Origin of the sequence: Succiniclasticum ruminis DSM 9236, from assembly GCF_900112895.1 — a bacterium.
GTDB lineage: Bacteria > Bacillota > Negativicutes > Acidaminococcales > Acidaminococcaceae > Succiniclasticum > Succiniclasticum ruminis.
This window is the reverse complement of record NZ_FONL01000005.1, coordinates 46,099-68,532: the sequence shown is the minus strand read 5'-3', so window position 1 is coordinate 68,532 and position 22,434 is coordinate 46,099. Positions and strand designations below refer to the sequence as shown.

Below are 22,434 nucleotides of genomic sequence, written 5' to 3'. Positions count from 1 at the left end.
GTAAAACCGGCTCAAACCACAGGATATTTATTACATGCGCGCAACCCCGTTACGGTTTGCGTCTTTCCCTTACTTTTCCGCTATTTCAAAACGGTATCCTACGCCCCAGATCGTTTTCACGGCCCAGCCGGGATGCTCATAGGCGTCCAGCTTGGCCCGCAGCCGTTTGATATGGGAATCCACGGTGCGGCTGTCCCCGAAATAATCGTAACCCCAGAGGCTGTCCAGCAGGTTATCCCGGGAAAAGACCTTCTTCGAATTGGAGGCCAGCAGCCAGAGCAGCTCTTTTTCCCGTTTGGTCAGAGGCACTTCTTTATCGTCAATGGTCACCATGTAGTTATCAATATCAATAGTAAGGTTGGCAATGGTCAGTTTGCGGGACTTGCTCTCCTCCTGCTGGGGGATGCGCCGCAGGATCGCCCGGGCCCGGGCCATGACTTCCGCCGCGCTGAAGGGTTTCACGATATAATCGTCCGCGCCGATGTCCAGCCCCATGATCTTATCCGCATCCTCACTCCGGGCCGTGATCATGATCACCGGCACCTGGGACATGGCACGGATGGCCTTGCATACGGAAAAACCGTCCTTTTTCGGCATCATCACATCTAGGAAAACGATGGATATCTCTTTTGAAAACTCCCGGAACAGGCGCAGGGCCTCGTCTCCGTCATAGGCAATATAACTGCCCCAGCCTTCCTTGCCGGCGTAGTCCTTTAATACCTTCGTTATCTGCGCGTTATCGTCAGCAATCAATACCTTATTCATATGCAAGCCCCCCGTCGCAAAGTTACAAAGACACTTATACATGTTAATTATACAACAAAACCTGTAAAAAGAAAAACATAGTTTTGTTCCAGGAAAAACATGATTTTGCCATATCTGGGCTATAATATAAAGGCGAACCGGAGAGATACCGGAAAATCGGACGGCTGATGTCCGGCCCGGATACGGTCACATAATCTGCGCTCCGGAGAGACTGTTCCATCTGGCAAAACTTGACTCGGAAGACTCAGAAGACACATAATATAAAAGAGAAGGAGAGATGAACATGATGAAGAACTGGAAAAAGACGTTAGTCGTTGCAGGTGTAATGGCTACCTTGCTGGCAGGTTCCGCTTTTGCCGCAACGGAAGCAGAAGATGCCGCCACCCAGCAGCAGGGACTGGATTACAACAACAAAATCGAACAGCAGGCGCCGGATATGGAAAAAGGCCATCCTCCCTTTGGATTCCACAAGGACGGAAAGCACAAACACGGCCCGCATCATGGCATGCACCGGCACCACGGCCATGGCCCGCATCATGACGGCGAGTTCCGCGGTCCCCATGACGGCAAAGGCCCCAAGGGATGCCACCACGGCAAATTCCATGGTGAAAAGAAAGACCGCCCCGGCAAACTGACGAAAGATCAGCGCCAGCAGTTAGCAAAAGAAAGAGAGCAGTTCTTTGCCAACTGGCAGAGCATGTCTGACCGGGAGCGGCGCGAAGCGACCGAAAAATTCATCCACCGCGTCAACGAAGAACGCATGAAAAACATGACGGATGATGAAAAGAAGGCTTTTGAGAAACGGCAGGAGGCAAAAAAGGCCGAGCGGGAAAAAATTGCGAAAATGACGGAAGATGAACGTCATGAGTATTTCAAACAGAAACATGACAAGATGGTGAAAGAACGCACCAAAAATATGACTCCGGAAGAAAAAGAACGTTTCCTGGAACGGGATAAGCGCCAGCAGGAACGGATGGAAGCTTTCTGGAAAAAATGGAAACAGATGACCCCGGAAGAAAAAGAGCAGTGGAAAAAAACGCGCCATCGTTTCGGCCCCGGCCCCGGTCAGGGAATGCCCGGCCCGAGAGGGCACAGGGGACCGCACGACGGCCAGGGTCCCAAATGACCCCGCCCGGTGTAATCTGATCACCGTAAAAGCCGGATTCTTCTGATTACCGGCAAACAGTCTGATCCTAAAGGATAATACTGCAGGACAATTCACTTTTCTCCCCTAACGCAAAGTCCCCTGTTACACAACAGGGGACTTTTACATTTTCTTTTCACATTTTATACGAAGCTTTGGTTTTGCCATGCATTTGTCAAAATTTTATAATTTAATTATAATAAATAATAAGCCCGGGTAATCATACATCCAGATGTTCAGGGGGCGCTGACCAGTTCGCCTCTTTGGGAAACTACAAAATACAGATGGGGAGGTTCTTTACCATGAAGAAATGGAAACTGATGGCCGCGCGCCTTGTAACACTGTCTGTCCTTGCTGCAGTACTGGCTGTTCCGGTATGTGCCGGCGCAGCGGAGATCCGGAAAGCAGATTCCGCCACGACAACGTATAAAGACGGTGCCGTCGTGCCTTCGGCAAAAGCCGCCGCCGTACGTAAGGCAGCGCAGGATAAGGCCCTGTCCGATTATTATATTACCAGCGGCAAAAAACTGGAAAAAGCCGTAGCAAGACTGCTCTACATAAACCCGGAAGAAACGGGGTTGGATCCGCAGGTAGATTACAGCTACCGCATGGACAAAGCCCTGACGGGGGATTATTTTTATCACGTCAAGGCGTTCCTTCCCGGCACTTCGGAAGCCGCCGGCGATTTCCTGCTGGCCAAAGACGACAGCTGTGTCTTCCGCCGCATCCCTAAGGAGAACCGTACGGAGCTGCTGGACGGCACGACAGAGAAACTGCTGGAAAAGGTTGAGATTTATCCGGCTTACAGAAAGATACCCCTGGACGGCGTAGGCAAAGTGCTGATCCGGGTTCCCGGCAGCATCCCCTATAACCTGGCGCTGACCAGCCTCAATGAAAATACCCTCCGGATCGATACCGACGATAAGGGACAGCAGTGGGTCTACGGTGTAGCAAGAGGCAAGGCTGACATCCTGGCCGAAGTGGAGATTGGTGGCTTTACGACAAGCAAGACCCTCAACTTTACCGTAATGGACGAACGGGATCAGGCACGGGAAGAAAACCGGTCTTCCGGCTGGCCTATCGGCATCGGCATCGGTTTCGGCTGGGGCCACGGACGCCACCATCACGGACATGGCGGCGGTGTGGTGATTGGAATTTAAAATGTATTTGTAAGTAAAAAAGCAGTGCCGGGAAATACATCGCAAAACTGTTCCCGTTTGCTATTTCATGGACTCATTCGCCTGTGGCTTCGAAACTCGGGCTTCGCCCTCAAACAGTCTCGCCACAGCCGGCTCATTTCATCTCATGAAATTTCGCAAACGCTCACAATGTTTTGCTTATGTATTTCCCGGCACTGTTATTTTATTCTATACAATTACATTTACTTCAACAAATTCTTTCCGCTTCCTCAACTTTACCGTTTGATCCGTTTCCACAACTGAAAACTGAGCCAGCCGCTGAAGCCTCCTGAAAAATCCAGCAGGATGTCCGTCACCTGGCCGCTCCGCCCCGGTGAAAACAGCTGGATGTATTCGTCGAGCACTGCGGTCAGCAGCGACAGGAACAGGATGCAGCCGCGGGAGTTCTTACGGTCTGTCCGGTCAGTATAAAACGCATTGCACAGTAACAGCGCCTGCACAAAGTACTCCGTAAAGTGCGCCGTTTTGCGGATGTAATGGTTCATTTCCGGCAGCGGCACCGGTTTGTCCAGGAAGGCATTGATCCAGGCAACCAGGTTCACGAAATAATAACTGGTTTCATCGCTGACTGGCGCGGGAAGGCTGGAATTGTAAAAAATAAAGCCGGTAAAGGCCAGGGCCGCAATCCCGTAAAGCGTACGCATAGCTTCCCACCTTACAGATTCCGGGCCACCGCATCCATCATCATCACGTTGCTGACCACACCTACGCCGCCGGGTACCGGGGTAAAGGCTGATGCCTTCTCTGCCACTTCCGGCGCCACGTCGCCCACGATGCCATTCTCTGTCACGTTGATGCCCACATCCACGACCACTGCTCCGGGTTTTACCATATCAGGCGTAACAAAACCGGCTTTGCCGATGGCCGCTACCACGATATCCGCCTGCCGTACCAGTTCCGGCAGGTTTTTTGTATGGGAATGGCAGACCGTAACGGTGCAGTTTTCCTGCAGCAGCAGCAGCGCCACGGGTTTGCCCACCACATTGCTGCGGCCCAGCACGACCGCATGTTTTCCGTCCAGCGGAATCTTATAAAATTTCAGGATCGCCATGCAGGCCCGGGGCGTACAGGCGGCCCAGCGTCCTTTGCCAATCAGCAGGGCCCCGCCGTTAGCCGGGCTCAGGCAGTCCATGTCTTTTTCCGGAGCAAGGGCAGCGCCAACCGCCTCCCCGTCCACCTGCTTCGGCATGGGCATCATGGGCAGGATGCCGGCGATTTCCGGATCTCCGTTCAGTTTCCTGACAGCCTCAATCACTTCCGCTGTCGTTGCGATTCCCGGAAGTTCCACACAACGGCTGCCGATGCCCAGGCTTTCGGTTATCTTTAACAACCGTTTCCGGTAGACAAAAGAAGCGGGATCCTCCCCCACCGTTACGATAGCAAGGGCAACCTTTTTACCGGCTTTCTGCGCCGCTTCCACCTTTTCCTTTATCTGTTCCTTACAGGCATCCGCCACAGGGCGGCCGCTCATCATCAACGTTTCCATGTGCATTTCCCTTTCGATAGCAAGAGACCGACAGGAGCAACTGTCGGTCTCGATTTTATTAAATTACTGCTGTTTAAGTACTACGTTTCCCTGAATACCGGGAGCGTCTGCCAATGCGTCTGTGCGCACAGTTGAAGCAATCATCAGAACAGTCCGCTGATCTTGCCCTCATCCGTTACATCAATATTCTCCGCGGCCGGTTTCTTGGGCAGGCCCGGCATGGTCATGATGTCGCCGGTGTAAATGACGATGAAGCCTGCGCCTGCGCTGATTTTGGCATTCTTCACGTTTACGGTGAAGCCGGAAGGAGCGCCTAACAGGGCCGGGTCGTCCGACAGGGAGTACTGGGTCTTGGCCATGCAGACCGGCAGATTGCCGTAGCCTTCTTTTTCGTATTGGTCCAGGGCCTGGGCCGCTTTGGCCTGGAATTCCACACGGTCGCCGCCGTAAATTTCTTTCACGATGGTTTCCACTTTTTTACGCAGAGGCATATCCAGCGGGTATACCGGTTTGAAGCGGGCCATGCCGCTTTCCGCCAGGGCAACCACTTCTTTGGCCAGTTCCACGCCGCCTTCGCCGCCTTTGGCGAATACGTCGCTGAGGGCTACGTTGACGCCCATGCCGGCACAGTAATCGTACACGGCCTGCAGTTCTTCTTTGGTATCCTGTGCGAAGATGTTAATAGCCACTACCACAGGCACGCCGAACTTAAAGATGTTTTCAATATGTTTGCCCAGGTTCGGCAGACCTTTTTTCACTGCTTCCACGTTGGGCTCTTTCAGATCCGCTTTGGCTACGCCGCCATGCATCTTCAGGGCGCGAACCGTGGCTACCAGCACGCAGGCGTCCGGAGCCAGGCCGGCCTGACGGCATTTGATGTCGAAGAATTTCTCCGCGCCCAGGTCTGCGCCGAATCCGGCTTCCGTAATGGTGAAGTCCGCCAGCCGCAGGGCCGTGCGGGTGGCCATAACGCTGTTGCAGCCGTGGGCGATGTTGGCAAAGGGACCGCCGTGGATGATGGCCGGCACATGTTCCAGGGTCTGAACCAGGTTCGGTTTCACTGCATCTTTCAGCAGGGCCGCCATGGCGCCGGCCGCATGCAGGTCTTCCGCCGTAACCGGCTTGCCGTCATAATTGTATGCGACTACGATCCGTTTCAGTCTTTCTTTTAAGTCATGCAGGTTGGAAGCCAGGCAGAGGATCGCCATGACTTCACTGGCCACGGTAATATCAAAGCCGTCTTCCCGGGGCACGCCGTGGGCTTTGCCGCCCAGGCCGATGACGATGTTCCGCAGGGCCCGGTCGTTCATATCCACGACCCGTTTCCAGATAATGCGCCGCGGGTCGATGTTCAGCGGGTTTCCCTGCTGGATGGAGTTATCCAGCATGGCGGACAGCAGCATATGGGCGGACGTGATGGCATGGAAATCGCCGGTAAAATGCAGGTTGATGTCTTCCATGGGCACAACCTGGGAATAACCGCCGCCGGCCGCGCCGCCTTTGATGCCGAAGCAGGGTCCAAGGGAAGGCTCGCGCAAGGCCACGATTACCTTTTTCCCGATTTTCTGCAGGCCCTGGGCCAGGCCTACGGTGGTGGTGGATTTCCCTTCCCCTGCCGGAGTTGGGGTAATGGCCGTAACCAATACCAGTTTACCCGGTTTCCGGTCTTCCACTTTACGGATCAGGTCATAGGAAAGTTTGGCTTTATATTTGCCGTATAATTCCAGATCGTCCTGATCGATCCCCAGTTTTTCCGCAATTTCCGTAACAGGCTGCATTTTCACCTGCTGGGCAATCTCGATGTCAGATAACATAGCTCCATCCTCCTTATCTTCTCCCGGATCTGCTGATAAACAATTTTGTATTTATAATTAAAATAATCCGCTCTTACATTATACCCTAAAATCCCGATTACTGGAACCAGATTTCTATCTTGCTCCCCGGTTCCACTTCCGTGCCGCCGGCTGGCCGTTGTTTATAGGCTTTTCCGGAACCGTAAGGCTCCAGCACCATACTGCCCTTCTGCAGTTCACCGGTAATGGCCCGGGCGTCAAGCCCGCTGAAATCCGGCACGATCCAGTTTTTCCCCTTCGGTTTTAAGGAAGGCAGCGCGTTGGCCGGTTTTTCTTTCTGTCCCGGTTTCATATGGGCTTCAAAACTGGGAAGACCTTCGCTGTTGCTGGGCTGGATGCCTTTGGCCACCAGGATTTGCTGCAGGGTGTCGCGGAAGATAGGCGCCGACACCTGGGACCCGTAGAACGCGCCCCGGGGCGTATCCAGCATGACCAGCATGGCATACTGGGGTTTGTCCGCCGGCACGAAGCCTACAAAGGACGCGATATATTTCCCTGCCGCGTAACCGCCCTGTTCGGCAATCTTCTGGGCGGTACCCGTCTTGCCCGCGATCCGGTAGCCTTTAATCCGGGCGGTCTTGCCGCCGCCCTCGCTGACCACTTTTTCCATCATGCCGCGCATCTGGGCCGCCACTTCCGGCGTGATGACGTTCCGCACCACCTGTTTTTTTCCTTTGCGGATTACTTCCCCGTTGGGCGCCACGATACGGTCGATGATGTAAGGTTTTAACAGTTCCCCGCCGTTGGCGATGGCGCAGATGGCCCTCAGTTCCTGTAACGGCGTCACCGCAATGCCCTGCCCGATGGCCAGGGTCGCGATGTCCGGTTCATACATATTCTTGGGATCGTACAGGATCCCGTCTTCCTCGCTGGGAAGTTCGATGCCGGTAGCTGTTCCGAAACCGTATTTTTTCGCCCAGTCGATTTCCTTTTGGGCACCCAGCTTCATGCCCAGCTGCACCATGCCGGTGTTAATGGAATATTTGATGACGTCTTCAAATTTACACAGGCCCATGCCCGTATCGTCCCAGTTGCTGATGACCCGGTCCGCGATGCGGATGGAGCCGGTATCGTTGATGGGCGTATCCGGGGTGACCAGGCCTTCCGACAGCCCCATGGTGCCTACGATGGGCTTAAATACGGAACCGGGTTCGTAAATAATGGAGATAGCCCGGTTCAGCCAGTTGACCGCGGGATACTTCCCGAAATCGTTGGGATCGAACGTGGGCCGGCTGCCCATGGCCAGAATCGCGCCGGTGTGGGGATCCATGATCAGAACCGCGGCGGCGGCCGCATTCGTCCGTTTCATGGCGTCATCCAGCGCGTCTTCGATGACAAACTGCATCTTGCTGTCGATGGTCAGGTAGACAGTCGCCACCATGGTCTTTTCCCGGTTTTCTTCCAGGTCCGTGTCCCGGTCGGCAATGGTGCGGCCCATGGCGTCCACCATTTTGGTCTGCCGCGTCTCCGCGCCTTTCAGGATGCTGTCCAGGGCCAGTTCCAGTCCGGAAAGGCCGCTGTCATCCGTGCCTACAAAGCCCAGCACCTGGGCTGCCATAGATTTTTTCGTATAGTACCGCTTGCTTTCTGCAATAAAGTGCAGGCCCGGCAGTTTGTTCTCTTTGATGATCTTCACTACCTGCTCGTAGTCTCTGGGCTCCAGCATGCGCTTTACCCAGACGAATTGGCCTTTTAACGTAAAGTCGTCATACAATGCCTTTTCGCTGATGTTCAGGACCGGCGCCAGTTTCTGGGCCGCGATCCGCGGGATATCGCGGTATTCCGTCTCCTTTTTCCCCGGCTTGGCGCTCTTGTTCATCTCGTCGGGATTGACGTACAGGGAGTGTACCATGATGCTGACAGCCAGTTCTTCCCCGTTCCTGTCCACGATCCGTCCCCGGGGCGTATGCCGCTTGATTTTGTCCGTAACCTGCACGGTAGCCCGTTTCCCCAGTTCCGTGCCGCTGACGATCTGGATCCATAATAATTTGACAGCCACGGCAAAGAACATGAGCAGGATCAGCCCGCCTAACAGCAGCAGGCGGTTCCGGCTGTCGTTTAACGTAAACTTGATCTTCTTCATCAGAATGGCCTCCTGTTCCGGTTTGAGGAAACCACTCTCAGCCTGCTGTCCTCTGTAGGAGGAAGACCGGCCGCGATGCGTTCTTCCATGGTTTCACGGGCGCTTTCGTTACGGTAAACCGAAATGATCAGCCCCAGGGTAAACATATTGGCGATCAGCGAAGTGCCGCCGTAGCTGATAAACATCAGCGGCACGCCGATGACCGGCAAAAGTCCGGTGACCATGGCCATATTGGCGGCCGCCTGCCCGATCAGGAACAGAGTCGCGCCCGCCACCAGCATATAGCCTCTCCGGTCTTTCGTATTCATGGCGATCGTCACCATGGCCCAGGCCATGATCACGAAACAGGCAATTAAAAACAGCGCCCCGATATAGCCCCATTCCTGGCAGAAAATGGCAAACGCAAAGTCCGTATGGGCTTCCGGCAGGTAAAAGAACTTACTGGAACCCTGTCCCCAGGGCAGTCCTGTCAGTCCGCCGCTGCCGATGGCCATAAGGGACTGGGTCATCTGATAGCCGCCACCCTGGGCATCTTTCCACGGATCCAGCCAGAGGAAGATGCGGGCCCGCCTGTACGGGGCCATCATGGCCAGTCCGGCAATTGCCACGCCGAGACCTATCAGATAGACAATCTGCCGTTTGGGTATCCCCGCCAGCACATACATGCCCAGCATCAGCGCAAAGACGATGGTAGCGGTTCCCATATCCGGCTGGAGGAAAATCAGCGCCGCAAAGGCAAGGGTGAAGAGAAGGGCCTCGTTGGAAGGATATCCCAGTAAACTGACCCGCTTGCCTTGCTGCAGCCGGTCTCCCAGAAAGGAAGCCGCCATCAGGATGACCGAAACCTTGGCCAGTTCCGAGGCCTGCAGGGAAAAGCCGGCGATATAAATCCAGCGCCGGGAACCGTTTACCACTGTCCCGACGCCCAGCGTCGCCGCCAGAAGCAATATGGTGACCCCGACTACCACTTTATAAAACCGGGGGCTCATCATACGTTTATAATTCAGATGAAACGCCGTGACCCAGAACATCACTCCGCCTACTGCCGCATAGATCAGATAGCGGACCAGGAAATGATAGGGGTTCCCGGTCATGGCCTCCGCTTTGACAAAGCTGGCGCTGAACACATTGACGCAGCCGATGACCATCAGCAGGATCATCAGCGTAATAATGGCGTCTTTCGGGTTTTCCCACAACATGAATCGTTCTCGCATATGTGCTATGTCCTCTTGAAATATAGAAGAAATCAGAAACAAATGTTACGTGGATAATAAAAATAATGCTGAATCGTTAAGAAAAACTCACTGTTTTTCTTCCGGGCCTGCCGGCGAATCTTCCGGCCGGATATTCTTCGGCGAATGGGTCGCCACCCTGCCGGAGTTTTCCGTAAACACCGCTTCGCAGTAATTGATCGGCGTCCCCAGCGCGCTGAATTTCTTTTCGTATTCCGTCTGCACTTCGTTCCGGTAATTGCTGTGATGCAAATCATAGGAAAGTCCCCGGATCTCCAGACCGAATTCCTTAAATTCCTCCACGGAAAAATAAAACAGCGTCCGGTTGTCCGTCTTGAAGAACAGATGCCCGCCGATACCCAGCAGCTTCAGGTACAGCCCCAGGAAATTCCGGTGGGTCAGGCGCCGTTTCGCCTGTTTTTTCTTGGGCCAGGGATCGCTGAAATTCAGGAACAGGGTTTTGATTTCCCCCGGCTCGAACCAGTCTTCCATATACGCGGCGTCCGCGTTCAGGATCACCAGATTGTCCAGCCCGTTTTCCATCGCTTTCTTCGCAGGGTAATAGGAAATGTCAAACTGGGTCTCGATCCCGATAAACGCCTTTTCCGGGTGCAGGGCCGCCATGCCCGTGATAAAGCCGCCTTTGCCGCAGCCGATTTCCAGACAGATTTCCCTGCCCGGGAACCGTTCCTGCCAGCGGCCTTTAAACCGTTCTATCTCTTCCCTGTAGAGAAAGCCTGCTTCAATCACTTCGGGCATGGCTTTTTCTATCCAGGGTTTCTTTCGTAAACGCATGTGTCAGTGTTCCTTTATTTCTTTTCGCTTCCTGCGGAAACAGGTCCCAGGTCGTATTTTTTCAGATACCGGTACAGGGTTACGCGGCTTACATCCAGCATGGAAGCCAGCTTGGAAATGTTGCCGCCGGCGGATTTCCATACGGAGATGAAAGCATCCTTGTCATTTTCCAGGATTTTTCCATGGTTTTGTCCACCGGCATCTTCACGTCGTCCGCCTCGATGATACTGCCGGGCACATGGAAGAAAGCCCGCTCGATCACGCCCTGCAGCTGTTTGATATTGCCGGGCCAGCTGCAGCCTGTCAGCACTTTCAGCGCTTCAGGGGTCAGGTGCTTCTGGGGCATGTTGTACTGGGCGCTCATTTCCGCCAGGATATGGTTGGCCAGGACGGAAATATCCTTTACCCGTTCTCGCAGCGGCGGGATGCGCATCACTGTATCCAGCACCATTTCAAACAGCTGGCGGCTGAAAAGCCCTTTGTCCGCCAGACGCTTCAGGTTGCTGTCGCAGGCGGCAATCACGCGGATGTTCAGTTTTTTCCGCTCACCGGATCCGCGGACGGGCAGACCGTTCTTTAAAGCGTCCGCCAGCTTGTCGCCCAGCTCGACCGGAAGCTTTTCCACTTCGTCAATAAACAGGGTCCCGCCCATAGCCAGTTCCAGTTTCCCGGCCGCAGGCAGATTGTCCCCGTCCACCCTGCCGAAGAATTCTTCTTCCATGGCTTTCGGGGATCCGTCCGTACATTTCACAACAATCAGCGGGGCCGCTGCCCGGGCGCTGGCCTGATGGATGCCGTGGGCCAGGCGTTGCTTGCCGGTTCCCGGTTCACCCTGCAGCAGGATATTGCTGTCGGCCCGGGCGATCCGGGTCGCCTTATGCTGCAGCGCCAGGAATTCCGTCGTTTCGCCCACCATGCTGTACAGGCTGTACCGGCTGCTGTAACCGGTGGCGTGGGCAATCGTGGTTTTCAGGTCTTCAATCGACATGGACAGGATGACCGCGCCTTCCACATTTTTGCCTACTTTCACCGGCAGCGCGGTCGTTACGTCTTCATACGTCCTGTCCTGGGTGATCCAGGTCACTTCGCGGCGGTAGACGGGTTTTCCTGCCAGCGCCTGACGCACCGGGATATGCTCATAGTTCAGGAACACGTCCGCCAGGGCGTTCTTCCCGTCCAGACGTTTCTTGCCGTTTTCGTTGCAATACTGTATCTTTTCGTCCCGGTTCAGCCAGTAGACGCTTACCGGCAGCTCGTTCAGGATCATCTTCTGTACGTTCCAGTAGACCAGCATCTCCAGATACTTTTCCACGGAATACTTCATGGTCAGCAAAAGGGATAACAGCAAGTCATAGGGAAGTTCCCGCTGGTCCACGGAACAGAAAGACAGGATATAACGGATTTTGCCCTGTACGCAGATGGGCGCGCTGCAGGCGTCCCCGTTATGGCTTTCCCGTATCCACATCTCCGGCCCGAACATCAGGAACGGCACGTTGTGTTCCCGGGCGATGCTGATACTGGATGTCCCGATGTCGCTCTCCAGTACGCGCATCCCCTGGATGTCGTCAATGACGCGTTGGAAAAAGGGCATGGCATAATTCTTGATCACATAGCCCTGGTCGTCGATCAACAGCATACTCAGGTTATGGGAATTAAAATGCTGTTTGTTCTGTTCGTACAGCCCGTCCACGTATTCCACAATCTGGGCATGGGCTTTCTGGTGTTCGATGACCTGTTCCCGGGTCAGGCGGTTGACTTTGGGCATCGTTTCATGGGGCAGGTGGAGATTCTGACAGCGCTGCCAGGATTCCGCCACCCATGGGTGTACGTTGGGATCGACGACCCCCTCGTCCATAAATTTATTGTAATAGGCCGTCAGTTTTTCCTTATTTCTCTTTTCACGAATCATCGCAAATTTCCTCTCTCTCCCTGTTTTGTCCGTTTCAGCGGTTTCGGTCATTACCGGTTAAAATGCGGCGGGCCGTATAGTAACGCGGTCCCCAGTAGCTGTCAGTCAGATTGCTGAGCATGATTCCTCTGGAACTGGTAGCATTCCAGAACAGGTTGTTTCCGGCGTAGATGCCCACATGGGACGCGCCTGGTTCATAGGTGGTAAAGAAAACCAGGTCTCCTGGTTTCAGGTTCTTTTTGGAAACAAACTTGCCTTCCCGCGCCTGGGTGTCTGCCGTACGGGTCAGACGGATCCCGTGTCTGGCAAATACGTATTGCACATAGCCGGAACAGTCGAAGCCCCTCGGTGTGGTTCCGCCGAACACATAGGGCACGCCTTTGTACTGGGCCGCCGTTTTCAGGATCTTTGCGCTGGCCACGTTGCCGCCGTACTCTTTGGCCTCCGCCTGCCACTTCAGTTCTTCATACGTGGCATTGTCCAGGTTCCCGGTTTCTTTCAGCTTGTATTTTTTCTGGAACTTGCGCAGGGCCCTGCGGGTAGATTTGGTAAACCGGCCATCCGCTTCGCCTGGTTCAAAGCCAAGCTTCTGCAGGTATTGCTGTGCCTGCTTGACTTTCCATCCTTTGTCACCGACCTGATAGACAGATTTTTCCGGTTCCGGTTTCTTGGGTTTGAGTTTCTTTACAGGGGCATCCGGTTTCTTTTGTTCCGCTTTCTTTGTCTCCAGACCGGGCGGTTTGGTCGGCAGTTTGGCAGGTTCCGCTTTTACTGCCGGCTTCGGTTCCGTCTGTACGGCCGGTTTAATCAGCACCGGTGTGGCGGGTTTCGATGTTTCCGCTTTGGGTGCCGGTTGCGCCGCCGGTGTGGCGGGTTTCGGAGCCTCTGCTTTAGGTGTCGCCGTCTGTACGGCCGGCGTGGCCGGTTTCACCTGTGCCGGCGGGGTTGCAGGCTTTGGCGCTTCTGTTTTGGGCGCTGCCTGTACCGGCGCTGTAGCGGGTTCCGGTGTTACCGCTTTGGGTGCCGGTTGCGCCGCCGGTGTGGCCGGCTTCGGCGCTTCTGTTTTGGGCACTGTCTGTACCGGCGCTGTAGCGGGTTCCGGTGTTACCGCTTTGGGTGCCGGTTGCGCCGCCGGTGTGGCCGGCTTCGGCGCATCCGTTTTGGGCACTGTCTGTACGGCCGGCGCTTGATTTACTCCGGGCGCAGCAGCCGATTCCGGATTTTGCGGCTTCGCTTTCACTGCCACGTCCCCGGGCATCTTCCTCGGCACAGGCTGGCTGCCTGTGATCCGCGTGCCGTCTGCCCGGTGGGGCATGTTGGTGATAACCGGGGCAGCAGACGCCCTATATGGCGCCCACCCCAGGACCAGCGATGCCAGCAATCCGGCGGTCAGCGTTTTCGCTATGATTCTTTTCATTTCTCTGTATCGCATAAGACCACATAAAATACACGCTGCCGGAGGCAGGCGTATCTCCTTCGCCGTTAATATCTGTCGTCGTTATAAACGTCCCATGTTTTTAATTTATCCAGTTCCTCTGCCGCCATCTGCACCTCAACAAGCAGCCGCTGCTTGTCCTTTGGCAGGTTGCCGGCAAAATTGGCATAATTGGAAACATGGTTGCTGCGAAATATCGTATGGCAATGTTCCGGCAGGTCCACATTCTCAAGGATCCGATGCAGCTCGTGCATCAGGCCGCCGGGGGAAAGGGGATGGAATTCGCCCCGTTCAAACTGTTCTTTCAGCTCACTGCCCCGGTACAGCATCAGGCACAGGGCGCTCAGCATGGTAGGCTGTATCTCGCTGATGGCCTTCGCCGTTTCCAGCGCGTGCCGTTCGCTGCCTTCCACGCCCGCAATGCCCAGGATGATCATGATGGAAAGCTTCATGCCTGCTTCAACCACACGCCTGCCTGCCTCAATGGACCGGGGACCGTCTACTCCCTTGTTTACCGCTTTCAGCGTGACCGAATCACCGCTTTCCATTCCATAATACAGAAGCTTCAGTCCCGCTTCCCGCAGTTTTATCATGTCCTCCGGCGATTTCCGGAGAATATCCTTGGGCGCGGCATAGGAAGAGACCCGCTGAAGATGGGGGAAATACTGTTTCAGCGCATGCAGGATACGCAGCAGGCGTTCCGTACTCAAAACCAGCGCATCGCCGTCAGCCAGAAAGACCCGGCGCACGCCGTCCCTGTTATAGGAATAGGCCAGCGCCATCTGCCGGGCGATTTCTTCATCAGTAAGTACCTGGAAGGGCACGCCCCGGTACATGTTGCAGTAGGTGCACTTGTTATGGGCGCAACCCCGGGTCACCCGCAGGATAAAACTGTTGGCCTCGCTGGGCGGACGGAACACAGGGGTATCATAATCGTCAAAAAACATTTGGACTTCCTTTTCTGTTAAAAAAATATTTACATTTTTCTAAAAATCAATTCAAATCATATAACATTTAAAACACTTTTCTAAAACATTATATAACATTTTACATTTCATTGTAAACTTCTTTACACTCGTTTTTTAGGAAGATTTTCCAAAAATGCCCCCTTTTCACAAAAAAGACGTTTTTTCGTGATAGTATGTGACAAGAATCAGGAAATGTAATACAATGCTAGGGAAACAAAAGTTACAGGAAATTGTAAATTACAAAATACTACAGATTACAAAATACCGGAGAGCTCTGATGAAAAAATTGTGTATGCTTATGCTGCTGGTCTGTCTGATTCTGACAGCGGCCTGCGGCAAACCCAAAGCTGCAGATAAAAATATCCGTCTGCAGGGCAGGACCGAAGCGGTCCTGTATACTGTCAAAGCGCCCGTAGACGGTGAAATCCGCGGCCTCATCCTGGAAACCGGGGAACGGATCCGCAAGGGCCAGCCTTTGTTCGGGCTGGGAACGCAGGATGAAAACCCGGAAGTGGAAAAAGCCGCCACGGAACTGGCTAAAGCCCAGGCCCGGCTGAACAATGCGTCCCAGGGAAACAGCGATGCCAGCCGCGCGTCCGCCGCTTCCGCTGTGCAAAGCGCCCGGAGCGAGGTACAGAACGCCGAGCAGAATTATAATAAGATGAAACGCCTGTATGACGTGGGCGGTATCAGCCGCAACCGGCTGCAGCAGGCCCAGCTGAACCTGGAAAGTGCCCGGGCCAGTCTCGCCGCCGCCCAGGCCCGTTATGACCAGGTCAGCCGCGCCTATACGCCGGAAGAACTGGCCGCATTGGAACAGCAGGTGCAAAAACAGCGGGCTGCCTATGATGCCACGATCCTTACCGTGGAAGGCAGCGAGATTGTCAGCCCTTCCACCGGCACTGTCCGGCAGATATGGGTCAAAAACGGGGAAGCGGTAAAAAAAGAACAGCCCGTCATGCAGATCATCTCTGCCACGGACTGCACTATCCTGGTTCATGCCAAAACCGCAGACCACCGGCTTGCGGAAGGGGCAGAAGCCACCGTAACGGCAGCCGGAAGCAAAAAGGACTTCCCTGCCGTCATCCGCAAGATTGAACAGAATACGGTGACACTGTTCAGCAGCCAGAAACCGGAAGATCTGCCAGAAGGAACCGCTGTAGAAGTCACCATTGCGTTGAAGGAAAACCCCGCATAAAAATAAAACTCCTGCCAAACGACAGGAGTTATTTTTTATGGAGCGGGCAATGGGAATCGAACCCACCTCTAAAGCTTGGGAAGCTTTCATTCTACCGATGAACTATGCCCGCATGATGAAGCAACTCTAATTTATTCTAAAACGTTCCCTCTTCATAAGGTACTGTAAAATAATAGCACGTTTTTGTTTTTTTGGCAACACCGGGGAAAACAACTATTTGGAAAGCACTGACTGATCCATCTGCGCGTTAGCCGGGTCCGTGCTTTCTTCAAAACACTCCCAACACCTGGAACAGCATGACCCAGAAGAACAACGTGACACTGGAGAACGCGGAGGTCAGCACCACGCTGTTGCCTGCCAGTTCCGCGTTACTGCCCAGCTGCTGCGCCATGGCAAAGCTGGCCACTGCGCAGGGAGTGGCAAAAATGCAAAGCAACGTGACAAAATCCACGCCCCGGAACCCCATGTAATAGGCTGTTCCCAGCACCAGCGCCGGTATCACGATCAGCCGGCCTGCCACCACAATAATCAGGTTCCGTTTTTCTTCGCTGATTGTCCCGAACTGGAACGAGGCACCTAAAATCAACAGGGCCACCGGAGACGTGCAGGATGCAATCTGGCGGATCGGTTTTAAGACCGGTTCCGGCACCGTGATCCCGGTAATCATAAAAAACGCACCCAAAATCGCGCCTATGATCATAGGATTCTGCAGCACCGTCCGCAGCGTATCCAGCAACGAAAAGCGCCCTTCCCCCCGGAAGCTTTCCAGGAAGAAGACACTCACTGAATTATAGATTGGGGAGACCACGGCAATCATCATCGTAGGAACCGCCAGCGCTTCCTGCCCGAAGATGTTTTCCACCAGCGGCAGTCCCAGCAGCACGAAGTTGCTGCGGAACAGCGCCTGCAGCATCGCCCCCCGGGACCGGTTATCCTTTTCCACCGTGCATACCACCACAGCGGACAGCATCAGCATGATAAACAGCCCCGCAACGGTAAATGCCAGCAACCGGGGCCGCAGCGCGGTCGCGATTGTGGTCGTATACATGTTGTAAAACATCATGCAGAAAAAGAACACCCGGAAAATCATCGCATTTACATGCTTCAGTTCCGTATCCGTCAGCATCTTCCGCCAGCGGACAAAGATGCCCATGCCGATCAGAAGAAACAGGGGGATGATTGCTTTTACCGCAACAATAAAATGTTGCTCCATGATTACCCCAGCAGCAGCTTATCACTGGCCATTCCGTCGCCGCTGGCTTTCTCAAACATCGCCAGCAGGTCGGCAATCTTCAGGTTTTTCTTTTCTTCGCCGTCCACATCGATCAGCACCCGGCCCTCATGCATCATGATCAGGCGGTTGCCGAAACGCAGGGCGTCACGCATGTTATGGGTGATCATCAGGGTCGTCAGATGGTCCCGTTCCACAATGGTATCCGTCAGTTCCAGGACTTTTTCCGCCGTTTTCGGATCCAGCGCAGCCGTGTGCTCATCCAACAATAATAATTTCGGTTTTTTAATGGTAGCCATCAGCAGGGTCAGGGCCTGCCGCTGCCCGCCGGAAAGCAGGCCTACGTGGGCGGTCATACGGTCTTCCAATCCCAGGTTCAGCTCTTTCAGCATTTCATAAAAACGGTCATGCTGTTCGCTGCTGCTGCTCCAGCTGAGACCCGGGAACTGCCCCCGCCGTGACGCGATGGCCAGGTTCTCTTCGATCATCATACCGGCTGCCGTTCCCAACATGGGATCCTGGAACACCCGGCCGATGTACCGGGCCCGTTTGTGCTCCGGTTCTTTCGTAATATCCACGCCGTCAATGACGATACGTCCTTTATCAATGGGCCAGACGCCGGCAATGGCGTTCAGCATGGTGGACTTACCGGCCCCGTTGCTGCCGATTACCGTAGTGAAGTCGCCCGGTTTCAGGTGCAGGGTGGTGTCCACGAGAGCCTTTTTCTCATTGATGGTTCCGGGGAAAAATGTTTTATAAATATGCTCAACCTGTAACATCAGCGCGCCACCTTTCTGCCCTTGAACTTAGCCTTGATCAGCGGCATGGACAGCGCAATCGCCACCAGCACGGAAGTAAAGAGCTTCAAATCGTTGGGCGGCATGCCCATCTGCAGTACCACGGCAATGACGATACGGTACACGACAGAACCCAGCACCACGGAAATCATGCAATTTTTAAAGCTGCGGGTGCCGAACAGCACCTCGCCGATAATGACCGACGCCAGACCGATAACGATGGTGCCGACGCCCATGCCTACGTCCGCGAAGCCGTTGTTCTGGCCTACCAGCGCGCCTGAAATGGAAATCAGGGCATTGCTGATGATGAGACCCAGAATAATGGTCATATCCGTGTTCACGCCCTGGGCCCGGATCATCTGCTGGTTAAAGCCGGTCGCGCGGATGGCCGCGCCGATTTCCGTCCCGAAAAACCAGTACATGCCGATACCGATAATCAACGTCGCGGCCAGCCCCACCACAAAAGTGGTATACGCATTATTCAGGCCCAGCGCCTGCTGGGTATAGGTAAATACCGTATCCACACCAAGCAGGGACAGGTTCGCCTTGCCCATGATGCGCAGATTCACGGAATACAGCGCAATCATCGTCAGAATTCCCGCCAGCAGTGCCGGAATTTTCATTTTTGTCGTCAGGAAACCCGTTACAGCGCCGGCCAGCATGCCGGCCACTGCAGCCGCCAGAATCGCCGTGCTGACACTGTGGCCGCTTGCCATCAGCGTCGCCGCCGTTGCTGCTCCCAGCGGGAAACTGCCTTCACAGGTCAGGTCCGCCAGATCCAGTACACGAAATGTTACATACACGCCAAGGGCCATTACGGCCCACAACAAACCTTGTGCCACCGTGGACACAGCCAGGTTACTCATAAAACATTGACCTCGAATCTCTTGTAAAATGTAAAACTTATAAAATATATTGCGGAAACACCGCATGAATAAGGCTGCGCAGCTGCCGGAGCGCAAACTGCTGTTCCCGAACTGCAAAACCTTATATATAAAAAGGAACGGATCCGTTTGTTACGACGGATCCGGCCCTGCCTGTCACCATCAGATTAAGAAAACTGTAAATAGAATTCTCCACAGTTCCCGCTATATCGAACCAAACAGATTACTTGATTACTTCCGCGCCCTTCAGCAGTTCCGCCGGGATCTTGATGCCCAGCTGATCGGCTTTCTTCTGGTTTACGACAGCCTTAAACTCTTTCTGGGAACGGATCGCCATATCCTGGGGCTTCGCCTTGCCGTTCAGGATCTCCGCCGCCATGGCGCCGGTCTCTTCGCCCAGCATGTAATAATCGATGCCCAGAGTAATCAGACCGCCGGCCTTCACTTCGCCGGGTTCCGCACAGATGACCGGCAGTTTGACTTCATCGGTCACCTTGCACAGGGTAGGCATGGCGGAAGCCATGATATTATCGGTAGGAATATACAGGGCGTCAATCTTGCCGATCAGGCTGTGGGCTGCCTGCTGGATATCGTTAACGGTGGAAACCGTGGCTTCTTTGACCGTCAGGCCTTTTGCCGCCGCTTCTTTCTTCAGGATCTCAACCTGGATCTGGCTGTTCACTTCGCTGGAGCAGTAAATAACGCCCACATTCTTTGCGGTGGGAACCACTTTCTGCAGCAGCTCAACCTGTTCCTTAATGGGGTTCATGTCCGTGGTGCCGGTTACGTTGGTGCCCGGTTTCGCGGCATCTTTTACCAGTTTCGCGGATTTATAATCGGTAATGGCCGTTCCGACAATCGGAATATTCTTTGTCGCATTGGCTACTGACTGCGCGGACGGGGTGGCGATGGCACAGATCAGATCCACTTTGTTGTTGACAAACCGGTTCGCGATGTTCTGCAGGTTTGACTGGTCCGCCTGCGCATTCTGCCGGTCAAAAGTGATGTTCTGTCCTTCTTTAAAGCCGTTTTTGGCCAAACCGTCAACAAAGCCTTTATTGGCAGCGTCCAGAGCCGCATGTTCTACCAGCTGAACAATACCAACATTAAATTTCTTCTCTACCTTCGGTGCCGGTTTTTTGTCTCCGCCGCCACAGCCGGCCATTCCTACTGCCAGCGTCAGCATCAGGGCTGCTGCCAAAGCTTTCATTTTAGATCCGGATAATTTGAACATGTCCCTCATTTCCTTCCCTCATTTTTTAATACAGTTACAGGCAATCCATTTCTATGTGTTCTGTAATCCATGATTGCCTCCTGGAAACTGTTACATTATTTCTTCACAGTCCCTTACTTATAACTATACATAGTATATTGTAAGCGGAAACACCGATAAAGTAAATAGCTTTTGCATAATTCTTCCCTTTTATCCGTTATGTACTGCCATTTTCTGTAAAAAAGCTGTTAAAAAAGTAACGGTTAAGCTACAGTCATGCCAAAAGGACTCTTGCAAATCCTGTTTTTTCATACTATAGTAAATGTAGTTGATTAAGAATTAAGAAAGGATGATATCCATGCTGAAACGGATTTTACTCTGCCTGATGGCAATCATGCTGTTTAGCACCGGCGCTTATGCCGAACAGTGGACATACCTGGGCCGATACGCTGTTAAGAACAACCCCATGTACGTAAATACCACCGACGCGCTGATCCTGAACCACCTGTTCCTCTATACATCCCAGTCCACTAATAATCACCAGATGTACGACGTTTATTATTTCCACGATCACAAAGACGATGTCCGGGTGGTTAATGATGTCGTAAACCTGATTACGGTTCCCATCAAAGCAAAAATCGTTCCTCTGAACATTTACGGAAAACCCATGCTCAGCGACGGCGTGTTCTGCGGACAGATCTTCTCCGATATCAAGATCACCAACGCGGGCGTCTTCGAAGTCCGGCCTGTTGCATTCTCCATCCGGGATTCCGTAAGCGGCAAGGTCCTCTTCCGGGCTGCGGGCGAAATGCAGGGACAGGTGCTCCTGGCCGACTCTGCGGCGCAGAAAATCGCTGCCCTTACCGGTCCCCACAAAGATTGGGAAAACACGATCGGCGGCATGCCCCTGTCCATGTTCCAACAGCAGAACTGAGAAGCGCTTTACTAACTCTGGGGCGGATAACCGGTCCGGTTTCGCTAAACTGCACTGAAAAACCGCTGTTGCAATTTCTGATTGGTCCCTTCCGGGAATTATATTTAAAAAACTGTAACGTAAAGGATTGTGTTTTAATTTATGGATGTAGAAATCATCAAACAACTTGCGATTTTGATTGTCGGCTTTACCCTGCTGGTAAAAGGAGCCGACCTGTTTGTGGACGGTGCCTCCGGAATCGCCAAAAAGTTCGGCATTTCGGAACTGATCATCGGGCTTACCATCGTGGCCATGGGCACCAGCGCGCCGGAAGCCGCGGTATCTATTGCCGCTGCTGCCAAAGGAAGTGCCGGCATCTCCATCGGTAACGTAATCGGCAGCAACATTATGAACATCTTCATTATTCTGGGTGTTGTGGCAGCCATCGTCCCGTTAAAGATAGAGCGCTCCACCGTCCGTTACGAGATGCCTTTTACCATCCTTGTCACCGCAGTATTCGTGCTGATGGGCAGGGACGGCCTCATCACCAGACTGGACGGCGCCATTTTATGGGCGGGCCTTCTGCTTTACATCGCCTACCTGCTGCGCCAGGCAAAACAAAAACCGGCAGAGGCTCCGCAGGCTGAAACAACTGCAGAAGCCCCATCCATCTGGAAGCTTATCGCCCTTACCATCGCAGGCCTTGTCGTAATCCTGGTCAGCAGCGATTACGCCGTGGACGCCGCCGTTGCGCTGGCCAAGATTTTCAACATCAGCGACCGGGTCATCGGTCTGACCATCGTGGCGCTGGGCACGTCCCTGCCGGAGCTGGTGACTTCGGTCACAGCGGCGTTGCGGGGCAATGCAGACCTGGCGGTAGGCAATGTAGTGGGCAGCTGTATTTTTAACCTTTTGTTTGTACTGGGTACTTCCGCCCTGATTCTCCCTATCCCCTGCGCCCCCAATTTCCTCAGCGACGCCTATGTAGCGGTAGGCGCTACCATACTGTTACTGATCTTCGGATACACACAGATGAAAATCGCCCGCTGGGAAGGCGTGCTGCTGGTGGCCTGCTATGCGGCCTATGCGTATATAGCGTTAGTTTGATAATTCCGGCTCAGTAAAAAAGCCGGACTGAAGCAACTGCATCTGCATGACTTCAGTCCGGCTTTTTTATTTTCTAAAAATGGGCAAAAAAAATGGTGATCCATCCGCGACTCGAACGCGGGACACCCTGATTAAAAGTCAGGTGCTCTGCCAACTGAGCTAATGGACCACATGGGCGTTACTTCCGTAACGTGAGTATTATAAGGTTTTATATAACGTTTG

Annotated in this window: 20 protein-coding genes and 2 tRNA genes; 5 read left to right on the top strand and 17 right to left on the bottom strand. The window is 53.7% G+C overall.

Features of this window, described 5'->3' with window-relative positions:
* Window positions 1-69: 69 nt before the first annotated feature.
* Complete coding sequence (locus BM159_RS05465) at window positions 70-765, bottom strand: response regulator transcription factor (RefSeq protein WP_093913253.1); 696 nt, start codon at window positions 763-765, stop codon at window positions 70-72.
* A gap of 283 nt (window positions 766-1,048) precedes the next feature.
* Here BM159_RS05465 and BM159_RS05460 point away from each other — a divergent pair, with 283 nt between their 5' ends.
* Together BM159_RS05460 and BM159_RS05455 are read left to right on the top strand one after the other, a co-directional pair.
* On the top strand, window positions 1,049-1,891 hold the full coding sequence (locus tag BM159_RS05460) for a hypothetical protein (RefSeq protein WP_093913252.1): 843 nt from the start codon (window positions 1,049-1,051) through the stop codon (window positions 1,889-1,891).
* Between the two features lie 320 nt (window positions 1,892-2,211).
* Complete coding sequence (locus tag BM159_RS05455; RefSeq protein ID WP_093913251.1) at window positions 2,212-3,069, top strand: hypothetical protein; 858 nt, start codon at window positions 2,212-2,214, stop codon at window positions 3,067-3,069.
* 254 nt (window positions 3,070-3,323) lie between these two features.
* On the opposite strand, the gene BM159_RS05450 is transcribed toward BM159_RS05455, so the two are convergent.
* The 10 genes from BM159_RS05450 to BM159_RS05410 form a co-directional block, all read right to left on the bottom strand.
* Window positions 3,324-3,752, bottom strand: a complete 429-nt coding sequence (locus BM159_RS05450; RefSeq protein ID WP_093913250.1) for a VanZ family protein — start codon at window positions 3,750-3,752, stop codon at window positions 3,324-3,326.
* 11 nt (window positions 3,753-3,763) lie between these two features.
* Window positions 3,764-4,594: a bifunctional 5,10-methylenetetrahydrofolate dehydrogenase/5,10-methenyltetrahydrofolate cyclohydrolase gene (locus tag BM159_RS05445; RefSeq protein ID WP_093913249.1), complete on the bottom strand. Its 831-nt coding sequence runs from the start codon at window positions 4,592-4,594 to the stop codon at window positions 3,764-3,766.
* A 143-nt stretch (window positions 4,595-4,737) separates the two neighbouring features.
* Complete coding sequence (locus tag BM159_RS05440) at window positions 4,738-6,408, bottom strand: formate--tetrahydrofolate ligase (protein WP_093913248.1); 1,671 nt, start codon at window positions 6,406-6,408, stop codon at window positions 4,738-4,740.
* Between the two features lie 97 nt (window positions 6,409-6,505).
* Window positions 6,506-8,530 carry a penicillin-binding transpeptidase domain-containing protein gene (locus tag BM159_RS05435; protein ID WP_093913247.1) on the bottom strand — a complete coding sequence of 675 codons (2,025 nt, stop codon included), beginning with the start codon at window positions 8,528-8,530 and terminating at the stop codon, window positions 6,506-6,508.
* Complete coding sequence (locus tag BM159_RS05430) at window positions 8,530-9,744, bottom strand: FtsW/RodA/SpoVE family cell cycle protein (protein WP_093913246.1); 1,215 nt, start codon at window positions 9,742-9,744, stop codon at window positions 8,530-8,532. Before BM159_RS05430 ends, BM159_RS05435 begins: the two co-directional genes overlap by 1 nt.
* A gap of 87 nt (window positions 9,745-9,831) precedes the next feature.
* Window positions 9,832-10,557, bottom strand: a complete 726-nt coding sequence (gene trmB / locus BM159_RS05425) for a tRNA (guanosine(46)-N7)-methyltransferase TrmB (protein ID WP_093913245.1) — start codon at window positions 10,555-10,557, stop codon at window positions 9,832-9,834.
* Between the two features lie 14 nt (window positions 10,558-10,571).
* Window positions 10,572-10,658, bottom strand: a complete 87-nt coding sequence (locus BM159_RS12145; RefSeq protein ID WP_245763654.1) for a hypothetical protein — start codon at window positions 10,656-10,658, stop codon at window positions 10,572-10,574.
* Complete coding sequence (locus BM159_RS05420; protein WP_245763650.1) at window positions 10,646-12,466, bottom strand: sigma 54-interacting transcriptional regulator; 1,821 nt, start codon at window positions 12,464-12,466, stop codon at window positions 10,646-10,648. The genes BM159_RS12145 and BM159_RS05420 overlap by 13 nt, the downstream gene beginning before the upstream one ends.
* 34 nt (window positions 12,467-12,500) lie before the next feature.
* The gene (locus BM159_RS05415; protein WP_245763649.1) at window positions 12,501-13,883 is read right to left on the bottom strand and encodes a C40 family peptidase; all 1,383 of its coding nucleotides are present in this window, start codon (window positions 13,881-13,883) and stop codon (window positions 12,501-12,503) included.
* 65 nt (window positions 13,884-13,948) lie between these two features.
* Window positions 13,949-14,848 (bottom strand): radical SAM protein, encoded by a 900-nt coding sequence (locus BM159_RS05410; protein WP_093913244.1) that lies wholly within the window; start codon window positions 14,846-14,848, stop codon window positions 13,949-13,951.
* 298 nt (window positions 14,849-15,146) lie between these two features.
* Between BM159_RS05410 and BM159_RS05405 the strand changes: the two genes are divergently transcribed.
* Window positions 15,147-16,067, top strand: a complete 921-nt coding sequence (locus tag BM159_RS05405; protein WP_177205931.1) for an HlyD family secretion protein — start codon at window positions 15,147-15,149, stop codon at window positions 16,065-16,067.
* Window positions 16,068-16,105: 38 nt separating this feature from the next.
* Here the strand turns inward: BM159_RS05405 and BM159_RS05400 are convergent.
* The 5 genes from BM159_RS05400 to BM159_RS05380 form a co-directional block, all read right to left on the bottom strand.
* A tRNA-Gly gene (locus tag BM159_RS05400) sits at window positions 16,106-16,179 on the bottom strand.
* A 156-nt stretch (window positions 16,180-16,335) separates the two neighbouring features.
* Entirely contained in the window at window positions 16,336-17,280 is a 945-nt protein-coding gene (locus tag BM159_RS05395) for an AEC family transporter (RefSeq protein WP_093913242.1), read from the bottom strand.
* Window positions 17,281-17,282: 2 nt separating this feature from the next.
* Window positions 17,283-18,077, bottom strand: a complete 795-nt coding sequence (locus BM159_RS05390) for an ABC transporter ATP-binding protein (RefSeq protein ID WP_093913241.1) — start codon at window positions 18,075-18,077, stop codon at window positions 17,283-17,285.
* Entirely contained in the window at window positions 18,077-18,961 is an 885-nt protein-coding gene (locus tag BM159_RS05385) for an ABC transporter permease (protein WP_093913240.1), read from the bottom strand. Before BM159_RS05385 ends, BM159_RS05390 begins: the two co-directional genes overlap by 1 nt.
* 241 nt (window positions 18,962-19,202) lie before the next feature.
* Window positions 19,203-20,213: an ABC transporter substrate-binding protein gene (locus BM159_RS05380; protein ID WP_245763648.1), complete on the bottom strand. Its 1,011-nt coding sequence runs from the start codon at window positions 20,211-20,213 to the stop codon at window positions 19,203-19,205.
* Between the two features lie 337 nt (window positions 20,214-20,550).
* Between BM159_RS05380 and BM159_RS05375 the strand changes: the two genes are divergently transcribed.
* Together BM159_RS05375 and BM159_RS05370 are read left to right on the top strand one after the other, a co-directional pair.
* Window positions 20,551-21,126: a hypothetical protein gene (locus tag BM159_RS05375; protein ID WP_093913238.1), complete on the top strand. Its 576-nt coding sequence runs from the start codon at window positions 20,551-20,553 to the stop codon at window positions 21,124-21,126.
* 141 nt (window positions 21,127-21,267) lie between these two features.
* Window positions 21,268-22,212, top strand: coding sequence for a calcium/sodium antiporter (locus BM159_RS05370; protein ID WP_093913237.1), 945 nt, complete (start codon window positions 21,268-21,270; stop codon window positions 22,210-22,212).
* A 93-nt stretch (window positions 22,213-22,305) separates the two neighbouring features.
* Here the strand turns inward: BM159_RS05370 and BM159_RS05365 are convergent.
* A tRNA-Lys gene (locus tag BM159_RS05365) sits at window positions 22,306-22,381 on the bottom strand.
* Window positions 22,382-22,434 lie beyond the last annotated feature (53 nt).